Source organism: Halomonas sp. LMYGS-3, from assembly GCF_059509875.1.
Window position 1 is genome coordinate 74,242 of record NZ_JCAKFQ010000002.1, and the last position, 17,843, is coordinate 92,084.

The 17,843-nt window shown below is 68.7% G+C and carries 15 protein-coding genes; 5 read left to right on the forward strand and 10 right to left on the reverse strand.

Annotated elements, in window-relative coordinates:
* Positions 1 to 35: 35 nt before the first annotated feature.
* Positions 36 to 1,412 (reverse strand): glutamine synthetase family protein, encoded by a 1,377-nt coding sequence (locus tag AC5W54_RS02555; protein ID WP_495960495.1) that lies wholly within the window; start codon positions 1,410 to 1,412, stop codon positions 36 to 38.
* Positions 1,413 to 1,673: 261 nt separating this feature from the next.
* Here AC5W54_RS02555 and AC5W54_RS02560 point away from each other — a divergent pair, with 261 nt between their 5' ends.
* Genes AC5W54_RS02560 through AC5W54_RS02570 form a run of 3 tightly spaced genes read left to right on the forward strand, consistent with a single transcriptional unit; the run spans position 1,674 to position 5,397 of the window.
* The gene (locus AC5W54_RS02560; RefSeq protein ID WP_495960496.1) at positions 1,674 to 2,450 is read left to right on the forward strand and encodes a gamma-glutamyl-gamma-aminobutyrate hydrolase family protein; all 777 of its coding nucleotides are present in this window, start codon (positions 1,674 to 1,676) and stop codon (positions 2,448 to 2,450) included.
* A 32-nt stretch (positions 2,451 to 2,482) separates the two neighbouring features.
* Positions 2,483 to 3,883: an aspartate aminotransferase family protein gene (locus tag AC5W54_RS02565; protein WP_495960497.1), complete on the forward strand. Its 1,401-nt coding sequence runs from the start codon at positions 2,483 to 2,485 to the stop codon at positions 3,881 to 3,883.
* Positions 3,880 to 5,397 (forward strand): aldehyde dehydrogenase, encoded by a 1,518-nt coding sequence (locus AC5W54_RS02570; protein ID WP_495960498.1) that lies wholly within the window; start codon positions 3,880 to 3,882, stop codon positions 5,395 to 5,397. The genes AC5W54_RS02565 and AC5W54_RS02570 overlap by 4 nt, the downstream gene beginning before the upstream one ends.
* A gap of 82 nt (positions 5,398 to 5,479) precedes the next feature.
* Here AC5W54_RS02570 and AC5W54_RS02575 read toward each other — a convergent pair whose 3' ends face one another.
* The 4 genes from AC5W54_RS02575 to AC5W54_RS02590 all read right to left on the reverse strand — a co-directional run bounded on the left by AC5W54_RS02575 (position 5,480) and on the right by AC5W54_RS02590 (position 10,262).
* Positions 5,480 to 6,004 carry a hypothetical protein gene (locus AC5W54_RS02575; protein WP_495960499.1) on the reverse strand — a complete coding sequence of 175 codons (525 nt, stop codon included), beginning with the start codon at positions 6,002 to 6,004 and terminating at the stop codon, positions 5,480 to 5,482.
* A gap of 159 nt (positions 6,005 to 6,163) precedes the next feature.
* On the reverse strand, positions 6,164 to 7,288 hold the full coding sequence (gene aguA / locus AC5W54_RS02580) for an agmatine deiminase (protein WP_495960500.1): 1,125 nt from the start codon (positions 7,286 to 7,288) through the stop codon (positions 6,164 to 6,166).
* Positions 7,289 to 7,296: 8 nt separating this feature from the next.
* Entirely contained in the window at positions 7,297 to 8,766 is a 1,470-nt protein-coding gene (locus AC5W54_RS02585) for a Na+/H+ antiporter NhaC family protein (protein ID WP_495960501.1), read from the reverse strand.
* An 86-nt stretch (positions 8,767 to 8,852) separates the two neighbouring features.
* Positions 8,853 to 10,262 carry an aminotransferase gene (locus tag AC5W54_RS02590; RefSeq protein ID WP_495960502.1) on the reverse strand — a complete coding sequence of 470 codons (1,410 nt, stop codon included), beginning with the start codon at positions 10,260 to 10,262 and terminating at the stop codon, positions 8,853 to 8,855.
* A gap of 188 nt (positions 10,263 to 10,450) precedes the next feature.
* Here AC5W54_RS02590 and AC5W54_RS02595 point away from each other — a divergent pair, with 188 nt between their 5' ends.
* Positions 10,451 to 11,770 carry a M20 family metallo-hydrolase gene (locus AC5W54_RS02595; protein WP_495960503.1) on the forward strand — a complete coding sequence of 440 codons (1,320 nt, stop codon included), beginning with the start codon at positions 10,451 to 10,453 and terminating at the stop codon, positions 11,768 to 11,770.
* Between the two features lie 95 nt (positions 11,771 to 11,865).
* Here AC5W54_RS02595 and AC5W54_RS02600 read toward each other — a convergent pair whose 3' ends face one another.
* The 5 genes from AC5W54_RS02600 to gatC all read right to left on the reverse strand — a co-directional run bounded on the left by AC5W54_RS02600 (position 11,866) and on the right by gatC (position 16,560).
* On the reverse strand, positions 11,866 to 12,684 hold the full coding sequence (locus AC5W54_RS02600) for a LuxR C-terminal-related transcriptional regulator (protein WP_495960504.1): 819 nt from the start codon (positions 12,682 to 12,684) through the stop codon (positions 11,866 to 11,868).
* Between the two features lie 7 nt (positions 12,685 to 12,691).
* The gene (locus AC5W54_RS02605) at positions 12,692 to 13,243 is read right to left on the reverse strand and encodes a cupin domain-containing protein (protein WP_495960505.1); all 552 of its coding nucleotides are present in this window, start codon (positions 13,241 to 13,243) and stop codon (positions 12,692 to 12,694) included.
* Positions 13,244 to 13,306: 63 nt separating this feature from the next.
* On the reverse strand, positions 13,307 to 14,761 hold the full coding sequence (gene gatB / locus AC5W54_RS02610) for an Asp-tRNA(Asn)/Glu-tRNA(Gln) amidotransferase subunit GatB (RefSeq protein WP_495960506.1): 1,455 nt from the start codon (positions 14,759 to 14,761) through the stop codon (positions 13,307 to 13,309).
* Complete coding sequence (gatA, locus tag AC5W54_RS02615) at positions 14,761 to 16,221, reverse strand: Asp-tRNA(Asn)/Glu-tRNA(Gln) amidotransferase subunit GatA (RefSeq protein ID WP_495960507.1); 1,461 nt, start codon at positions 16,219 to 16,221, stop codon at positions 14,761 to 14,763. The genes gatB and gatA overlap by 1 nt, the downstream gene beginning before the upstream one ends.
* 51 nt (positions 16,222 to 16,272) lie before the next feature.
* A complete protein-coding gene (gene gatC, locus AC5W54_RS02620) occupies positions 16,273 to 16,560 on the reverse strand; it encodes an Asp-tRNA(Asn)/Glu-tRNA(Gln) amidotransferase subunit GatC (RefSeq protein WP_495960508.1) in 288 nt (95 codons plus the stop codon).
* A gap of 180 nt (positions 16,561 to 16,740) precedes the next feature.
* Between gatC and AC5W54_RS02625 the strand changes: the two genes are divergently transcribed.
* Entirely contained in the window at positions 16,741 to 17,778 is a 1,038-nt protein-coding gene (locus AC5W54_RS02625; RefSeq protein WP_495960509.1) for a rod shape-determining protein, read from the forward strand.
* Positions 17,779 to 17,843: the final 65 nt, after the last annotated feature.

Consider the following 17,843-nt stretch of genomic DNA (forward strand, 5'->3'; position numbering starts at 1 on the left):
TTGTGCTTGTGGTGGCGTGGCCCTGCATCGCCCGCTCAGACGTGGCGCAGATACCAGGCGTACTCCAGGTGGCTGACCGCCTGCATGGCCTGGGCGCGCTCGGCGCGCCGGTTGGCCACGAACACCCGGAGGAAGTCGTGGCCCAGCGCCTCACCCAGTACCCCGTCGGCCTCGAGCAGGGCGAGGGCCTGGTGCCAGCTATTGGTCAGGCTGGGCTCGAACTGCTCATAGGCGTTGCCGCTCACCGCCGGGGGGGGCGACAGGCGCTGCTCCAGCCCGTGCGCGACCCCCGCCAGCAGCGTGGCCATCAGCAGGTAGGGATTGGCGTCGGCGCCGGCGACGCGATGCTCGATGCGCCGCGCCGCATTGGGGCCCGAGGGAATGCGCAGGGCCACCGAGCGGTTGTCGTAGCCCCACGTCGGCGCCATGGGCACATAGAGCCCGGGCTGGAAGCGGCGGAAGGAGTTGAGGTTGGGCGCGCAGATCGCCATGGAGGCCGGCATCAGCGCCAGCAGGCCGGCGATCGCCTGGCGCAATCGGGGCGTGCCCAGGGGGGCGCCGTCCTCGGCGGCGAAGACGTTCGCCCCCGATTCCTCGAGCAGGCTGATGTGCACATGGGTGCCGTTGCCGGCCTCCAGGCCGTAGGGCTTGGCCATGAAGGTGGCCTCGAAACCGTGGGTCAGGGCCACGCCCTTGATCAGCCGCTTGAGCAGCACGGCGCTGTCGCAGGCCGCCAGGGCATCGTCGCAGTGGACCAGGTTGACCTCGAACTGCCCCGGGGCGCACTCCTTGAGGGCCGTGTCCAGGGGCAGCCCCTGGGCGAGCGCCGCGGCCTGGATGTCCTCGAGGAAGTCGGCGTACTCGTCGAGCTCGAGCATCGAGTAGAGCTGGCTCTGGGTCGCCCGTTCGCCGCTGCCCGGCGAGCACGGCGGCTGGATCAGCCCTGCGGCGGTACGCGCCCGGTCGATCAGGTAGAACTCCAGCTCCACGGCGACCACCGGGGTCAGGCCGGCGCGGCGCAGGCGCTGCAGCACCCGGGCGAGCACCTGGCGGGGGTCGGCGAAGAAGGGGGTCTCGTCGGCCTCGACCATGGTCATCAGCAACTGCGCCTGGCGACCCCGGCGCAGCCAGGGACTCGGGACCAGGGTGCCGGGAATTGGTCGGCAGACCCGGTCGCCGTCGCCGGTGGCGAGCCCCAGGCCGGTCTCCTCGATGGTGTTGCCGTTGATGTCCAGCGCGAACACCGAGGCCGGCAGGTTGACGCCGTCACGACAGGCCTTCTCCAGGTTGTCGCGGGGAATGCGCTTGCCGCGCATCACGCCGTTGAGGTCGCTGATCAGCAGGTCGATGCTGTCGATGTCGGGATGGCGGGCGAGAAAGTCGCGAACGTCATCGGCGGGTAAGGACGACATGGTGTCACCTGTGGAGTCTGGTTCGTTGTTGATGGGGGTATCTTTCCGGCAGAGAACTGGTGTTGTCAAATCCTTTACAACGGTGTCGTAGGATCTCGCTAGGATTGTACCCCGATAATCTTTTTTTATTTATCTTTATATCAACTGGTTAGACTCGAAAACCTTCGGGTGAGAGCGACGCTGTGTTGGCAAGAGAAATCAACGGCGGTATGTTGAGTAAAGCATAACAATCCGCATCATGAGTGATTCAAGGAGGCTGCGATGCAGACCCGACCCCTGGTGGGCGTGATCGCCTGTCGCCGAGAGGTGGAGGGACACCCCGCGCACACGGTCACCGACAAGTACCTGGGTGCCCTGCGCGACTATGGCCTGGCACCGGTGATCCTGCCGGTCTGGGAGGATGCCGTGGAGGGTGACCTGCTGGCCCATCTCGACGGCCTGCTGTTGACCGGCAGTTACAGTAATGTGGCGCCGGGGCGCTACGGCGCCGAGCGTGCCCCCGAGAATACCCGCGACGACCCCCATCGCGATGCCGCGGCGCTGGCCTGGATCCCCGCCGCCCTGGACCTCGGCCTGCCGCTGCTGGGCATCTGCCGTGGCTTCCAGGAGCTCAACGTGGCCTTCGGCGGCACCCTGCACCAGGCGGTGCAGGGAGTGCCCGGCCTGCTCGATCATCGCGAGCCGGCGGGCGATCTCGAGGCCCGCTATGCGCCGGCCCACGACCTGACGATCCTGCCCGGCGGTGTCCTCTCGGCGCTCTACCCTCAGCCGGGTGCCCGGGTCAACTCCCTGCACCAGCAGGGCATCGCCGAGCTGGGGCCGGGGCTCGTCGCCGAGGCCACGGCCCCCGATGGCCTGATCGAGGCGGTATCGGTGGCCGGCGCGCCGGCCTTTGCCCTGGCCGTGCAGTGGCACCCGGAGTGGCGACCCCGCGAGCATTCGCTCTACCACGCCGTGTTCGACGCCTTCGCCGGCGCCTGTCGCCAGCGGCGCTCGAGCCGCGCCGCTGCCCCGGCCCGTGACCCGCTCTCGGCCTGATGGCCACCGACCCCGTTCCGGAGATTCCATCCATGCAGACCGCCAACGTCCACACCCATGAGTATCAGGCGCTGGACCGCGCCCACCACCTGCACCCCTTCACCGACTTCAAGGCCCTGGGGGAGGAGGGGAGCCGCATCATCACCCGTGCCGAAGGGGTGTATATCCATGACAGCGAGGGCCATCGCATCCTCGACGGCATGGCCGGCCTGTGGTGCGTCAACCTCGGCTACGGGCGCCGCGAGCTGGTCGAGGCCGCCACCGCGCAGCTCGAGCGACTGCCCTACTACAACAACTTCTTCAAGACCACCCACCCGCCGGCGGTCAGGCTGGCCGCGAAGCTGTGCGACCTCGCCCCCGCGCATATCAATCATGTGTTCTTCACCGGCTCGGGGTCCGAGGCCAACGACACCATGCTGCGCATGGTGCGTCGCTACTGGGCGCTCAAGGGTCAGCCCGAGAAGCAGTGGCTCATCGCCCGCGAGAACGCCTACCACGGCTCCACCCTGGCCGGCATGAGCCTCGGCGGCATGGCCCCCATGCACGCCCAGGGTGGCCCCGGCGTGCCGGGCATCGCCCATGTGCGTCAGCCCTATTGGTTTGGTGAAGGCCGCGACCAGGACCCCGAGGCCTTCGGTCGCGAATGTGCCGCCGCCCTGGAGGCCAAGATCCTGGCGTTGGGTGAAGCGAATATCGCCGCCTTCGTCGCCGAGCCGGTGCAGGGCGCCGGCGGCGCCATCATCCCCCCGGCCAGCTACTGGCCGGCGGTGAAGGCGGTGCTGGCGAAGTACGACATCCTGCTGGTGGTCGACGAGGTGATCTGCGGCTTTGGCCGCCTGGGCGAGTGGTTCGGCAGCGTGCACTACGACCTGAAGCCCGACCTGATGCCCATCGCCAAGGGGCTGTCGTCGGGCTACCTGCCGATCGGCGGGGTGCTGGTGGGCGACCGCGTCGCCGAGACCCTGATCGAGGAGGGCGGCGAGTTCTTCCACGGCTTCACCTACTCCGGCCATCCGGCCTGTGCCGCGGTGGCGCTGAAGAACCTCGAGCTGATGGAGGCCGAGGGCATCGTCGCGCGGGTACGCGACGACCTGGGGCCCTACCTGGCCCGCCGCTGGGCGGAGCTCGCCGACCACCCCCTCGTCGGCGAGGCCCGCTCGCTGGGGCTGGTCGGCGCCCTGGAGCTGATCGATCCCGAGACCGGCGAGCGCTTCCCCAAGGCGCTCGGCGTCGGCAACCTGTGCCGCGACTTCTGCTTCGAGAGCGGCCTGGTGATGCGCTCGGTGGGTGATACCATGATCATCTCGCCCCCCCTGGTGATCCGCCATGCCGAGATCGACGAGCTGGTCACCAAGGCACGGGCCGCCCTGGACGCGACCCTGGCCCGCCTGGCCGACCTTCGCCAACCCGCCACCGAGGAGTCCACTGAATGAGCTATTCCCCGAATGAGGCCCCCAGGACCCGTGACGACTGGCACGCCCTGGCACAGTCCTTGACACAGCCCCTGACGCTGGAGAGCCGTGCCTTCATCGACGATGTCTTCGTCGATGCCGTGAGCGGCGAGACCTTCACCACCGTCAACCCGGCCACCGGCGAGGCGCTCGCCGAGGTGGCGAGCTGCGACGCCGCGGATGCCGAGGCGGCGGTGGCCGCGGCCCGGGCGGCCTTCGCCCGCGGCGACTGGTCGCGCCTGGCGCCGGGCAAGCGCAAGAGGATCATGCTCCGGCTCGCCGAGCTGATGGAGGCGCACAGGCACGAGCTGGCGCTGCTCGACACCCTCGACATGGGCAAGCCGGTCTCGAGCTCGCTCGGCGACATGGCCGGGGCCATCGGCTGCATCCGCTACCAGGCCGAGTGCATCGACAAGCTCTACGGCGAGGTGGCACCCACCGGCGAGGAGAGCCTGGCGCTGGTGCTGCGCGAGCCACTGGGCGTGGTGGCCTCCATCGTGCCCTGGAACTTCCCGTTGATGATGACCGCCTGGAAGGTCGCCCCGGCGCTGGCCGCCGGCAACAGCGTGATCCTCAAGCCCTCGGAGAAATCGCCGCTCTCGGCGCTGCGCCTGGCCCAGCTGGCTCGCGAGGCGGGGCTTCCCCGCGGCGTCTTCCAGGTGCTGCCCGGCTTCGGCCACACCGTGGGCAAGGCGCTGGCGCTCTCCATGGAGGTCGACTGCCTGGCCTTCACCGGCTCCACCGGCACCGGCAAGCAGCTGATGCAGTACGCCGGCCAGTCGAACCTCAAGCGGCTCTATCTCGAGTGCGGCGGCAAGAGTCCCAACATCGTCTTCGCCGACTGCAAGGATCTCGACAAGGTGGCCCGCCACGCCGCCGCCGCGATCTTCCACAACCAGGGCGAGGTGTGCATCGCCGGTTCCCGGCTCTTGGTGGAGAACGCGATCCGCGAGGCCTTCGTCGACAAGGTGCTGGCAGCCGCCGAGACCATGCAGCCGGGCGATCCCCTCGACCCGGCCAGTTTCATGGGCGCCATCGTCGACGAGGCCCAGCACCGGCGCATCCTCGACTATATCCGCCAGGGGGTGGAGGAGGGCGCCCGGCTGTGTGCCGGCGGCCAGGCCATCGAGGGCCAGGGGCTCTTCATCCCGCCCACGGTATTCGACGGCGTTCTGCCTTCCATGACCATCGGCCGCGAGGAGATCTTCGGCCCGGTGCTCTCGGTATTCGGCTTCGACACCGAGGAGGAGGCCGTGGCCATGGCCAACGACAGCGTCTACGGCCTGGCCGCGGGGCTGTGGAGCCAGGACATCGACCGCATCATGCGCGTGACGCGCCGGCTGCAGTCGGGCCAGGTATTCGTCAACAACTGGGCCGGTGGCGACCAGACGGTGCCCTTCGGCGGCGTCAAGCAGTCGGGCAACGGCCGCGACAAGTCCCACCACTCCCTGGAGGAGTATTCCGACCTCAAGAGCGTGTGGATCTCACTCGCCTGACAGGCGTGCCGATGGCCATGACATGACGAGGCCGGCCCCATGGGGCCGGCCTCGTTGTGCCTGGCGGCTGCCGCGAGGCAGATCAGCCGCGGCCGCCGCCGGCACCGCCGCCGCCGGCACCACCGCCGCCGGCACCACCGCCGCCGGCACCACCGCCGCCGGCACCACCGCCGCCGCCGGCACTACCACCGCCACCGGCACCACCGCCGCCGAGGCCACCGGCACTCTCGGTACCCGGGCCGCCGGCCCCATCACGGGCGCCGGCAGCGGTCTCGCTGCCCGGGTCGGAGGCCGCATCACGGGCCTCGGTGCTGCGCCCTTCGCTGGCCGTATCGCTGATGGCCTGGCCGTCGACACCGCCCTGGCCGACTGCCTCCTGAGCGGTCTCAAGGCCGAAGGCGGCGGCTTCCGGCATGTCGCCGCTCTCCACGCCCTCCTGCAGCCCCTCCAGGGTCTCCAGGGCCTGGCTGGTGGCGGCGGGCTCGCTCTCTACCACCTCCACCTCGTCGGCGAGTTCTGCTTCCGGTGGCTCGCTCTCCTGAGCGAGAGCCGTCAGGGGAAAGAGGCTAGCCACCAGGGTGGCGCCAATCAGGGATCTCGTGAACATCTCGCGTTCTCCTTGGGAGCTCGTGGTTTCGCCCGGAGTGCAACGGGCGCTAGGACATCCCTTCGGACACCTGCGTCTGGCCTCTTGTCTCTTCACGATGGAGGGGGGAGGGCCTGCCCCAAGCATGCCCCACGAGCCGGGGCCCGACAAGCTGTCGCCTCAGTGCGACAGGGCAGGGCGGGGCTGTTGCTGGGTGATGCAGTGGATATTGCCACCGCCGAGCAGGATTTCCCGGGCCGGCACGCCGATCACCCGCTTGTCGGGGAAGAGCCCCTGGAGGATCTCCCGCGCCGTCTCGTCATGGGCGGGATCCAGAAAGGGCATCACCACCACCGCGTTGCCGATGTAGAAGTTGACGTAGGAGCCGGCCATGCGATCGCCGGGCCGACGCGGGTGCGAGTGGCTAAGTCGGTCGATGCCGCTGGCCTCGTCCTCGGCGATATGCAGCGGGCCGGGTTGGGGCAGTTTGTGCACGCGCAACCGGCGCCCCTTGGCATCGGTGGCGGCCTCCAGCACCGCCAGCGCCTCCCGGCAGATGGCGGCCTGGGGGTCCGACTCGTCGTCGCACCAGGTCAGGGCCACCTGGCCCGGGGCGACGAAGCAGCAGAGGTTGTCCACGTGGCCGTCGGTCTCGTCCAGGTGGCAGCCGCGCGGCAGCCAGATCACCTTCTCGATGCCCAGATAGTCGCGGAGCACCCGCTCCATCGCCTCGCGGCCCATCTCGGGGTTGCGGTTGGCGTTGAGCAGGCACTCTTCGGTGGTGATCAGGGTACCCTCGCCGTCCACATGGATGGCGCCCCCCTCCAGCACCACCGGGGCCGCGAAGCGCGGGATCCCCAGCATCTCGGCGATCTTGGTGCGGATGCGCCGGTCCTTGTCCCAGGGGAAGTAGAGCCCGCCATCCAGGCCACCCCAGGCGTTGAACTCCCAGTCGACCAGGGCCAGGCGGCCATCCGGGTGGGTGACGAAGGTCGGGCCCACGTCGCGCATCCAGGCGTCGTTGCTGGAGAGCTCCACCACGCGGATAGGGGCGGGCAACTGGTGGCGGGCGTTCTCGTACTGGTCGTCGTTGACGCCCACATAGACCGGCTCGCTCTCGGCGATGGCCGTGGCCACGGCGACGAAGGCATGCTGGGCCGGCTTGGCGCCATAGCGCCAGGTGTCGGGGCGCTGCGGCCAGAGCATCCAGCAGGCGTCGTGGGGGGCGAATTCCGCGGGCATGGCGAAGCCCTGGGCCCGGGGCGTGGCCGCGGCGGTGGCGGTATCGAGGATTGGCTGGTTCATGACGGGTCTCACAGGTGGCCGACCAACAGGAAGATGGCGGCGGCGATGGCGGCGGCGATCAGCACATAGGGCAGCTGGGTCAGGGCGTGGGCCATGGGGGTGCAGCCGCTACCCTGGGCGGAGAGCACCGTGGAGTCGCCGTAGAAGCAGGCGTGGCTGCCGAAGGCGCTGGCGGAGATCAGGGCGCCGATCACCAGCGGCATATGGCTGTCCATGCTGGCCGCCAGCGGCAGCACGATGGGCATGGCCACGGCGAAGATGCCCCAGAAGGAGCCGGTGGCGAAGGCCAGGAAGGCCATGGTCACGAAGACCACCGCCGGCAGCATCCCCGGGCTCATCAGCGGCTGGACGGTGGCGATCACATGGTCGGTGAGCCCCAGGACGTCGTTGACCTCCTTGAGGGTGAAGCCGGCCACCAGGGTGCCCAGCGGCATGATCATCGCCTTGAAGCCCTCCAGGGCGGTGTCGAAGGTGTCGTGGATGCTCAGCAGGCGCTGGCTAGCGATCAGCACCAGGGTCACGGCCAGCGCCACGATCACCCCGCGCAGGATGTCGATCTCGAAGTACCAGGTGAAGAGGATCAGGGTGGCGATGGGCAGCAGGAAGTTGAGCAGGTGCGGCCGCTTGCCGCCGGTGTCTTCGACCTCCAGGGCGTTGTCGTCGACGCCTTCCGGCATCAGCCGGCCGGCGGCGGCGCGGGCCTCGGCGGCCTTCATCGGGCCGAGATCGGGGATCACGCCGATGGCGACGAGCGGCACGATGGCGGCGGCCACCCAGGCGTAGAACATGAAGGGGATCGCCTCGATATAGAGGCCCATGCCGTTGCCGGCGACGTCGTTGTCCTCCAGCAGGCCGGCGAAGAACACCGCCCAGGTGGAGAAGGGCACCAGGATGCAGATCGGCGCGGCGGTGGAGTCCACCACGTAGGCCAGCTTCTCGCGCGAGATATTGAAGCGGTCGGTGATCTTCTTCATCGAGGCGCTGATGGTCAACGCATTGAGGTAGTCGTCGACGAAGATCACCAGGCCGAGCAGCCAGGTGGCCAGCAGGCTCTGGCGGCGGCCATGGATGCGCCGGGTGATCGCATCGCCGAAGCTCAGCACGCCGCCGGTCTTGACCAGCAGGGCGATCAGGCTGCCGAACAGGCCGCAGACCAGGATGATCCAGGTCACGGTATCGTTGCCCAGCACGTCGAGCAGGATATCGGAGCCCTGGGTGACCACCCGGGTGGGGTCGATCATCAGCAGGCCCACCAGGGCCCCGGCCAGCAGCGACTCGATGGTGCGGCGGGTGATGATGGCCATGCCCAGCACCACGGCGGTGGGCAGCAGACTGTAGATGCCATAGTCGTCGCCGTCGAACAGTGCGAAGCCGCCGAGGCTGGCAATCAGCACGACACCGAGAAACAGCAGGCCACCCTTGGTGGCGCTGCCGAAGTGTTGGAGGTGGGCCGTCGGGCCCGAAGGAGAGTGTGACATGGTCTTTAACCTTTGTTGTTGTCCATTGCACGATGGCTAGCCCCGCTGGGAAATGCCGAGTCATACATGCGGCGGCTGCCGGTGGGTTACAGATAACCGTCCTTGCGTAGCGATGCCGTGGTGGCGGCAAAGGCCTCGTCGAGGATGGCCACCACCCGATCCACCACGTCACGATTCCAGATCAGCGGCGGCGAGATAATGTTGAGGTGGCCCACCGGACGGATGATCAGGCCGCGCTTCTGGGCCTCGGCGGCGACCCGGTCGCCGACCCGCGCCTCCACCGGGAGCAGCGCCTTGGTGGCCTTGTCGGCGACGTTCTCGATGGCCAGCATGAAATGGCTGCCGCGCACATCGCCCACCGTCTCGTGATGCGCCAGGGTCTTGAGCTGCTGCTCCAGATAGGGCCCCACCTCGCGCACGTTCGCGCAGAGGGCCTCGCGCTCGATGATCTCGATATTCTTCAGCGCCGCCGCACAGCTGACCGGGTGGCCGGAGTAGGTGAAGCCGGTGCTCAGCACGCCGCCCTTGCGCTGGGGGGTACCCAGCACCTCGAAGAGCGCGTCGGAGATCAGGGTGGCGCCCAGGGGCGCATAGCCCGACGACAGCCCCTTGGCGCAGTTGATGATGTCGGGCCGGGTGTCGAAGACCGCCTCGGAGGCGAAGACGTGGCCCAGGCGACCGAAGCCGGTGACCACCTCGTCGGCGATAAACAGGATCTCGTGGGCGCGACACACCGCCTGCATGCGGGCGTGGTAGCCCTCCGGCGCCATCAGCACGCCGCCGGCGCCCATGATCGGCTCGGCGATAAAGGCGGCGATATTCTCGGCACCGATCTCGGCGATGGTGTCCTCAAGCTCGGCCACCAGATGGTCGCAATACTGGGCCTCGCTCATGCCCGCCGGGCGGCGATAGCAGTTGGCCTCGCTGAGGTGGGTCACCAGGTGGTCGAGGGTATCGAACTCCCAGTTGTTGCTCTCGATACCGGTCAGGCTCGCCGCCAGGTAGGTGGTGCCGTGGTAGGCGTTACGGCGCGACAGAATGCGCTTCTTGCTCAGCTTGCCCAGGCGATTGAAATAGTAGTGCACCAGGCGAATGGTGGCGTCGTTGGCCGCCGAACCGCCACAGCTGTAGAAGACGTGGTTGAGGTGGGCCGGGGCCAGCTCGGCGAGCTTGGCGGCCAGCTCCGCCGCCGGGGCATTCGATAGGTTGTTGAAGGTGGAGAAGTAGGCCATGCGAGTAGCCTGTTCCGCCATGGCCTGGCCGATTTCGGCGCGGCCGTGGCCCACGTTGACGCACCACAGGCCGGCGATGCCGTCGATGAAGCGGTTGCCGTGGGCATCCGAGACGTAGATGCCGTCGCTGTCGGTGATCAGGTCGCAGCCCTTGTCGTGGAAGACGCTGAAGTCGGTGAAGGGGTGGATGAAATGATCCCTGTCCTTCTGCCACAGCGCCTGGGCATCAAGGGTCCGGGGCGGGATACGGGTAGCGGTGGTCATGATCTCGGCCTCGCTTGTCCGATGTCGTTGTTGGAGTGTGCTGCGTTGAGGTCAGGGTCAGACTAGCGAGGGGGCGGAAGCGGGGAATATATCCTGATTGGGGTATATCGGTTCCGCGATGGGTCGGACTAGGGTTGGAGTCAGGTATTTCACAACGGCTCTTCACAACGACAAGAGAGGCAACCTGCATGAGCGTTTCCATCGACGGCCAGCGACTCTGGTCGAGCCTGATGGCCATGGCCGAGATCGGCCCCACCGCGAACGGCGGCAGCTGCCGCCTGGCGCTCACCGAGGAGGACGCCGCCGGGCGGCGCTTGTTGATCGAGTGGTGCGAGGCGATCGGCTGCACGCTGCGGGTCGACCGTGTCGGCAACCTCTTTATCCGCCGCCCCGGCAAGCGTGACGATCTCGACCCGGTGGCCACCGGCAGCCACCTGGATACCCAGCCCAAGGGCGGGCGCTTCGACGGCATCCTCGGGGTGCTGGCGGGCCTGGAGGTGTTCCGTACCCTGCACGACCAGGGCATCGTCACCGAGCGGCCCCTGGAGCTGGTGGTGTGGACCAACGAGGAGGGCAGCCGCTTCGCCCCGGCCATGGTCGCCTCCGGGGCCTTCGCCGGCGAGTTCAGCGAGGCGTACACCCTGTCGCGGGTGGATCGCTATGGCGTGACCCTGGGCCAGGCCCTGGTGACCAGCGGCTTCGCCGGCGAGATGCCGCTGGGCGAACCGCGCCTGGCGAGCTTCTTCGAGCTGCATATCGAGCAGGGCCCGGTGCTGGAGCAGGAGAACGAGGCCATCGGCGTGGTCACCGGGGTGCAGGGCATGCGCTGGTTCGACGTGACCCTGCGCGGCCAGCCGGCCCATGCCGGCCCTACCCCCATGGCCTATCGCCGCGACGCTCTGGCCGCCGCGGCACGCCTGATCGACCGCCTGCAGGGCCATGCCCTGGCGGACAGCAGCGGTGGGACCAAGGTCACCGTCGGCTGCCTGGAGCTCGATAGCCCGTCGCGCAACGTGATTCCCGGCGAGGTGCGTCTCACCGTCGACCTGCGCCACGTGGTGGAGGCCGAGCTGGACGCCCTGGAGACGCGCTTCGACCGGGAGCTGGCCGCCCTCACCGAGGCCTTCGGCGTCGAGACCGCGAGCGAGCGCATCTGGGCCTCGCCGGTGGTGGCCTTCGATGCCGGCTGCATCGACGCCGTGGAGCGGGCCGCCCGGGCCCAGGGTGTGCCCTGGCGCCGCATGATGAGCGGCGCCGGCCACGACGCCGTCTATGTCTCCCGGGTCGCCCCCACCTCGATGATCTTCATCCCCTGCCGCGACGGCATCAGCCATAACGAGGCGGAGTACGCCTCCCCGGAGCACTGCGCCCTCGGCACCCAAGTGCTCTGCGACGCCCTGCTGGAACGCGCCAACACCCTGGAGGCGAGCCAAGGAGTGCCATCGAGTCCGTTCAGCCCCCCATCACCAGGGCCGACTGGCAGGCAATGGCGGAGTACGCCGAACTGAAGACCGTGTGGATGGTGCTGACGCCCTGAGGCATTGGCGCCGGGCATGAAGGGGAGGCCGCCAACGGCCCCGGGCGTTGGCGGCGTGGTATGGGGTCAGTCCTTCTGCTGGCGCGAGATCAGCGCCACGTGGTCGAGGAACAGCCGGAACAGCTGCGACTGGCTGGAGACCGCGAGGCGCTGGTAGAGGTGCTTGCGGTGGACCTTGACGGTGCCGTCGCTGATGGCGAGCTCGCGGGCCGCCGACTTGGTGGAGTGGCCGGCGAGCAGCAGGCGCACGATCTCCTGCTCCCGGGCGGTGAGCACGCCGGCGCCGAAGCTGGCGAAGGCGGCCTCCACCGGTTCCTGCTCCGCCAGGCGCTGCTGGAATTGCCCGCCCTGCCACTTCCAGTACTCCGCGAGCAGCACCTCCACCAATGGGGCCAGGTGGCGCAAGGCCTGCATGGCACGGCGGGTCAGCGGCGGCGACTGGGTGCCGAAGCCCAGCGAGACGGCGATAACCACCTCGTCATCGACCCGGGCGAAGAACACCACCTCATCCACCAGCCCCAGGGCCCGATAGTAGTGGGCATAGTAGTCGCTGGACTCGAAACGGTCCGGGGCCAGCTCGCGCAGGCGGTGGGCGCCCCGGTCGAGTCCGTCGCTCACCGCGGTGAAGAAGGGGTCGAGCAGGTAGGCCTCGCTGAGGTAGCGCTCGATGCCCTGCTCGCGGCGCTGGGGCGGATAGTCGTCGTGGATCAGCAGTGGCCGGCGGCGGCCGCGGTAGGCATTGACCAGCACGGTATCGAAGGGCACCAGTTCGCGCAGGCACTGGTCGAGCCGCAAGGGGAAGTCCGCCGCCGCGGCACCGCGCAGCAGCCTGGCCAGGCGCTGATGCCAGGCGAGGCAGTCGGCCCGGGCGAGCCACTCGAGCATGGCGGCCTCAGAACGCCCGGGCCGGGGTGGTGCAGCTGACCAGCCGACAGGGGGCCTCGCCGGGGTTGCGGAAGCGGTGGGGGACGTTGGTCTCGAAGTAGTAGGCCTCGCCGGGGCCCAGCACGCGGGTCTCGGCGCCGATGGTGATCTCGATCTCGCCCTCCAGCACCACCCCGGCTTCCTCGCCCTGGTGGGCGATCATCTCGCGGCCGGTGTCGGCGCCGGGGGGGTAGGTCTCGATCATGAACGACAGGGCGCGGTCGCGCCGGTCGGCCCCCACCAGTTTGTAGATGACGTCACCCGAGCCCACGTCGGCGAGTTCCTCCGCCGAGTAGAACACCCGGTGGCCGCTCTCCAGGTCCATGGTGAAGAAGTCCCCCACGCTCATGGGAATGGCGTCGAGGATCTTCTTCAGCGAGCTGACCGAGGGGCTCACCTTGCCCTGTTCGATCAGCGACAGGCTGGAGTGGGTGACCCCGCAGCGCTTGGCCAGCTCGCGCTGGGAGATGCCGCGCAGGGTGCGCAGGGCGCGCAGGCGGGCGCCCACATCGTCGGACATCCGGATTTCCTCATCATTGTCCTGACGGAGGGGCGTCTACCGGAACGCCCGTGCCGTCGCGTCTCAGCAGAGCGCGTCGAGCTTCTCCTTGAGAAGCTGATTCACCTGCTGCGGGTTGGCGGTACCGCGCGAGGCCTTCATCACCTGGCCGACGAAGTAGCCGATCATCTTGCCGCGCTTGTCCGGCTCGGCATCGCGGTACTGGGCCACCTGGGCCGGGCTTTCGGCGATCACCCGGTCGATCATCGCCTCGATGGCGCCGCTGTCGGTGACCTGCTCGAGGCCCTTGGCGGCGATCACCTCGTCGGCGCTCCTGCCCTCGCCGTTCCACAGGGCCTGGAAGACCTGCTTGGCCGCCTTGCCGTTGATGGTGTCATCCATCACCCGTGCCACCAGTTCGCCGAGCGTCTCGGCCGAGACAGGGCTGTTCTGGATCGACAGGCCCTCCCGGTTGAGCGCCCCGGAGAGTTCGCCCTGGACCCAGTTGGCGGCCTGCTTGGCATCGCCGCAGACGTCCTTGACCCGCTCGAAGTACTCGGCCATCTGCCGGCTGGCCGAGAGCACCCCGGCGTCGTAGGCAGACAGGCCCAGCTCGTTCTCGAAGCGGGCGCGCTTGTCGGCGGGCAGCTCCGGCAGGTTGTCGCGCAGGTGGTCGACGTAGGCCCGGTCGAGCACCACCGGCAACAGGTCGGGGCAGGGGAAGTAACGGTAGTCGTTGGCCTCCTCCTTGGTGCGCATGCTGCGGGTCTCGTCGCGGTCGGGGTCGAACAGACGGGTCTCCTGCACGACCTGGCCACCGTCCTCGAGGAGCTCGATCTGGCGCTCCACCTCGAAGGCGATGGCGCGTTCGACGAAGCGGAAGGAGTTGACGTTCTTGATCTCGGCGCGGGTGCCGTATGTCTCCTGGCCCCTGGGGCGCACCGAGACGTTGACGTCGCAGCGCATCGAGCCCTCGGCCATATTGCCGTCGGAAATCCCCAGATAGGTGACGATCGAATGAATCGCCTTGAGGTAGGCGGCGGCCTCCCGGGCCGAGCGCAGATCCGGCTCGGAGACGATCTCCAGCAGCGGGGTGCCGGCACGGTTGAGGTCGACTCCCGTCATGCCATGAAAGTCCTCGTGCAGCGACTTGCCGGCGTCCTCCTCGAGGTGGGCATGATGCACCCGGATGCGCTTGGTGCTGCCGTCGTCGAGGGTGATCTCGACCTCGCCGGCGCCGACGATGGGGTGGTACATCTGGCTGGTCTGGTAGCCCTTGGGCAGGTCGGGGTAGAAGTAGTTCTTGCGGTCGAACACCGAGACCTCGGGGATCTCGGCGTGGATCGCCAGGCCGAACTGCACGGCCATGGCCACGGCGGCCTCGTTGAGCACCGGCAGCACGCCGGGCAGGCCCAGGTCGACGGCACAGGCCTGGGTGTTGGGCTCGGCGCCGAAGGCGGTGGAGGCGCCGGAGAAGATCTTGGAGCGGGTGGAGAGCTGGACGTGCACCTCCAGCCCGATCACGGTTTCCCATTGCATCAGACGGTCTCCTCGGCGATGGCCGGACGGCGGCGGTGCCAGTCGGTGGCCTGCTGGAAGCGGTGGGCGACGTTGAGCAGGCGGGCCTCGGCGAAGTGGGTGCCCAGGATCTGCAGGCCCACGGGGCGGCGGCCGACGAAGCCGGCCGGCACGCTGATGCCGGGGATGCCGGCCAGGTTGACGGCGATGGTGTAGATGTCCTGCAGGTACATGGAGACCGGGTCCTTCTTGGCCCCCAGGTCGAAGGCCGGGGTCGGCGAGGCGGGCCCCATCAGCACGTCGACCTCCTCGAAGGCGTCGAGGAAGTCCTCGCGGATCAGGCGGCGGACCTGCTGGGCCTTCTTGTAGTAGGCATCGAAGAAGCCCTCGGAGAGGGTGTGGGTGCCGATCAGGATGCGTCGCTTGACCTCCTCGCCGAAGCCCTCGGCCCGCGACCGCTCGTAGAGGTCGATCAGGTCGGTCGGGGCCTCGCAGCGGTGGCCGAAGCGCACGCCGTCGTAGCGCGACAGGTTGGAGGAGGCCTCCGCCGGGGCGATGACGTAGTACGCCGGGATGGCGTAGTGGGTGTGCGGCAGGCTCACCTCGCGCACGCTGGCGCCCAGCGACTCGTAGACCTTGACCGCCTCGCGGACGGCCTGTTCCACCGCCGGGTCGAGACCGTCACCGAAGTATTCCCGTGGCAGGCCGATCTTCAGCCCGGTGAGGGGCGCCTCGAGCTCCGCGGTGTAGTCGGGTACGCCGCGGGCGACGCTGGTGGAGTCGCGCAGGTCATGGCCGGCGATGGCCCCCAGCAGCCGGGCGCAGTCCTCGGCGGTGCGGGCCATGGGCCCGGCCTGGTCGAGGCTCGAAGCGTAGGCGATGATGCCGTAGCGCGAGACCCGGCCATAGGTGGGCTTGAGCCCGGTGATGCCGCAGAAGGCGGCCGGCTGGCGGATCGAGCCGCCGGTGTCGGTGCCCATGGCGGCAGGCACCAGGCCGGCCGCCACTGCGGCGGCGCTGCCGCCGGAGGAGCCGCCGGGCACGGCCATGGCATCCCAGGGATTCCTCACCGGCCCGTAGTGGCTGTTCTCGTTGGAGGAGCCCATGGCGAACTCGTCCATGTTGGTCTTGCCCAGGCTCACGGTGCCGGCGGCGGCGAGTTTCTCCACCACGGTGGCGTCATAGGGTGCGACGAAGTTGTCGAGCATCCGCGAGCCGGCGCTGGTCTTGACGCCCTCGGTGCAGAAGATGTCCTTGAGCGCCAGGGGCAGCCCGGTCAGCGCGCCGGCCTTGCCCGCCGCACGGGCGGCATCGGCCCGCTCGGCCGCGGCGAGCGCCTGCTCGGACGTCACGCTGATGAAGCTGTTGAGATCGTCGTCGAGACGGGAGATGCGCGCGAGCAGGTGCTCGGTCAACTCGCGGCTCGAGAACTCCCCGGCCTCGAGTGCGACGGCGAGTTCGCTGAGTGTCTTGTCATGCATGGGCCTAGGGCTCCGTCAAAGCTTGCCGGGAACGGAAGGTGCCGAGGGCGGTCATTCCACTACCCGGGGGACCAGGTAGAGGCCCTTCTCGACCGCCGGGGCGCAGCGCTGGAAGTCGGCGCGGCGGTTGGGCTCGGTGACCTCGTCGGCGCGCAGGCGCTGGGTGGCGTCCAACGGGTGGGCGAGGGGGGCGACGCCCTCGGTGTCCAGGCTCTGCAATTGATCGACCATCGCCAGGATGCGGCCCAGGTCGTCCACGTAGCGGGCCGCCTCGTCGTCGTTCAGGCCGAGTCGGGCCAGTTGGGCGGCCCGCATCACCTGTGCGTGTTCAAGCGCCATGATCAGGGTTCCTCGAACGGGGTGGGTCAGGGAAATGACCGCAAAAGGTACCACATCCGGCGCCTCGCTGGCAGGGTCGATGGTGCCTCGTGGCGGGGCCTTTCGCTTGCCGCTGGGGGGCCGCGGTGATACCGTTTGCATCCGCATAGGGTTCCCGGACTGCACTAGGTAACGACTTCCATGTTCAAACGCTTGAGGGGGCTGTTTTCCAGCGATCTGTCGATCGACCTGGGGACGGCCAATACGCTGATTTACGTGCGCGGTCGCGGCATCGTGCTCGATGAACCGTCGGTCGTGGCGATCCGCCAGTCCGGCAACATGCGCAGCGTCGCCGCGGTCGGTTCCGACGCCAAGCGCATGTTGGGCCGTACCCCGGGTAACATCACCGCCATTCGTCCGATGAAGGATGGGGTGATCGCCGATTTCACCGTCACCGAGCAGATGCTCCAGCACTTCATCCGCAAGGTACACCAGAGCACCTTCCTGACCCCGAGCCCGCGGGTGCTGGTCTGCGTGCCGTGCATGTCGACCCAGGTCGAGCGTCGTGCCATCAAGGAGTCGGCCGAAGGGGCCGGGGCCCGCGAGGTGTTCCTGATCGAGGAGCCCATGGCGGCGGCCATCGGTGCCGGCCTGCCCGTCGAGGAGGCCCAGGGGTCGATGGTGGTGGACATCGGCGGCGGAACCTCCGAGATCGCCATCATCTCGCTTAACGGCGTGGTCTACTCCGAGTCGATCCGCGTCGGCGGCGACCGCTTCGATGAGGCCATCACCGCCTACGTGCGTCGCCACTACGGCAGCCTGATCGGCGAGGCCACCGCCGAGCGCATCAAGGAAGAGATCGGCTGCGCCTATCCGGGCGGCGAGCTGCGCGAGATCGACGTGCGCGGTCGCAACCTGGCGGAGGGCATCCCGCGCAGCTTCACCCTCAACTCCCACGAGATCCTCGATGCCCTGCAGGAGACGCTGGCCTCCATCGTCTCGGCGGTGAAGAACGCCCTCGAACAGTCGCCCCCGGAGCTTGCGTCCGACATCGCCGAGCGTGGCCTCGTGCTGACCGGTGGCGGCGCCCTGCTGCGCGACCTGGACAAGCTGATCGCCGAGGAGACCGGGCTGCCGGTGATCGTCGCCGAGGACCCGCTGACCTGTGTGGCGCGGGGCGGCGGCAAGGCCCTGGAGATGATCGACCAGCATACCTTCGAACTGCTGTCCAGCGACTGAGGTTCCAAGCAGGACGCAGGCCTGGTGCGGGGGAATCGATTATTAAACCGCTGTTCTCGCACGGA

Excerpts from the sequence above, each read along its gene's own strand:
- gatA (WP_495960507.1), bottom strand. The coding sequence starts at position 16,221 with ATGCATGACAAGACACTCAGCGAACTCGCCGTCGCACTCGAGGCCGGG.
- AC5W54_RS02590 (WP_495960502.1), bottom strand. The coding sequence starts at position 10,262 with ATGACCACCGCTACCCGTATCCCGCCCCGGACCCTTGATGCCCAGGCG.
- AC5W54_RS02570 (WP_495960498.1), top strand. The coding sequence starts at position 3,880 with ATGAGCTATTCCCCGAATGAGGCCCCCAGGACCCGTGACGACTGGCAC.
- gatC (WP_495960508.1), bottom strand. The coding sequence starts at position 16,560 with ATGGCGCTTGAACACGCACAGGTGATGCGGGCCGCCCAACTGGCCCGA.
- AC5W54_RS02600 (WP_495960504.1), bottom strand. The coding sequence starts at position 12,684 with ATGCTCGAGTGGCTCGCCCGGGCCGACTGCCTCGCCTGGCATCAGCGC.
- AC5W54_RS02565 (WP_495960497.1), top strand. The coding sequence starts at position 2,483 with ATGCAGACCGCCAACGTCCACACCCATGAGTATCAGGCGCTGGACCGC.
- AC5W54_RS02605 (WP_495960505.1), bottom strand. The coding sequence starts at position 13,243 with ATGTCCGACGATGTGGGCGCCCGCCTGCGCGCCCTGCGCACCCTGCGC.
- gatB (WP_495960506.1), bottom strand. The coding sequence starts at position 14,761 with ATGCAATGGGAAACCGTGATCGGGCTGGAGGTGCACGTCCAGCTCTCC.
- AC5W54_RS02595 (WP_495960503.1), top strand. The coding sequence starts at position 10,451 with ATGAGCGTTTCCATCGACGGCCAGCGACTCTGGTCGAGCCTGATGGCC.
- AC5W54_RS02585 (WP_495960501.1), bottom strand. The coding sequence starts at position 8,766 with ATGTCACACTCTCCTTCGGGCCCGACGGCCCACCTCCAACACTTCGGC.
- AC5W54_RS02575 (WP_495960499.1), bottom strand. The coding sequence starts at position 6,004 with ATGTTCACGAGATCCCTGATTGGCGCCACCCTGGTGGCTAGCCTCTTT.
- aguA (WP_495960500.1), bottom strand. The coding sequence starts at position 7,288 with ATGAACCAGCCAATCCTCGATACCGCCACCGCCGCGGCCACGCCCCGG.
- AC5W54_RS02625 (WP_495960509.1), top strand. The coding sequence starts at position 16,741 with ATGTTCAAACGCTTGAGGGGGCTGTTTTCCAGCGATCTGTCGATCGAC.
- AC5W54_RS02555 (WP_495960495.1), bottom strand. The coding sequence starts at position 1,412 with ATGTCGTCCTTACCCGCCGATGACGTTCGCGACTTTCTCGCCCGCCAT.
- AC5W54_RS02560 (WP_495960496.1), top strand. The coding sequence starts at position 1,674 with ATGCAGACCCGACCCCTGGTGGGCGTGATCGCCTGTCGCCGAGAGGTG.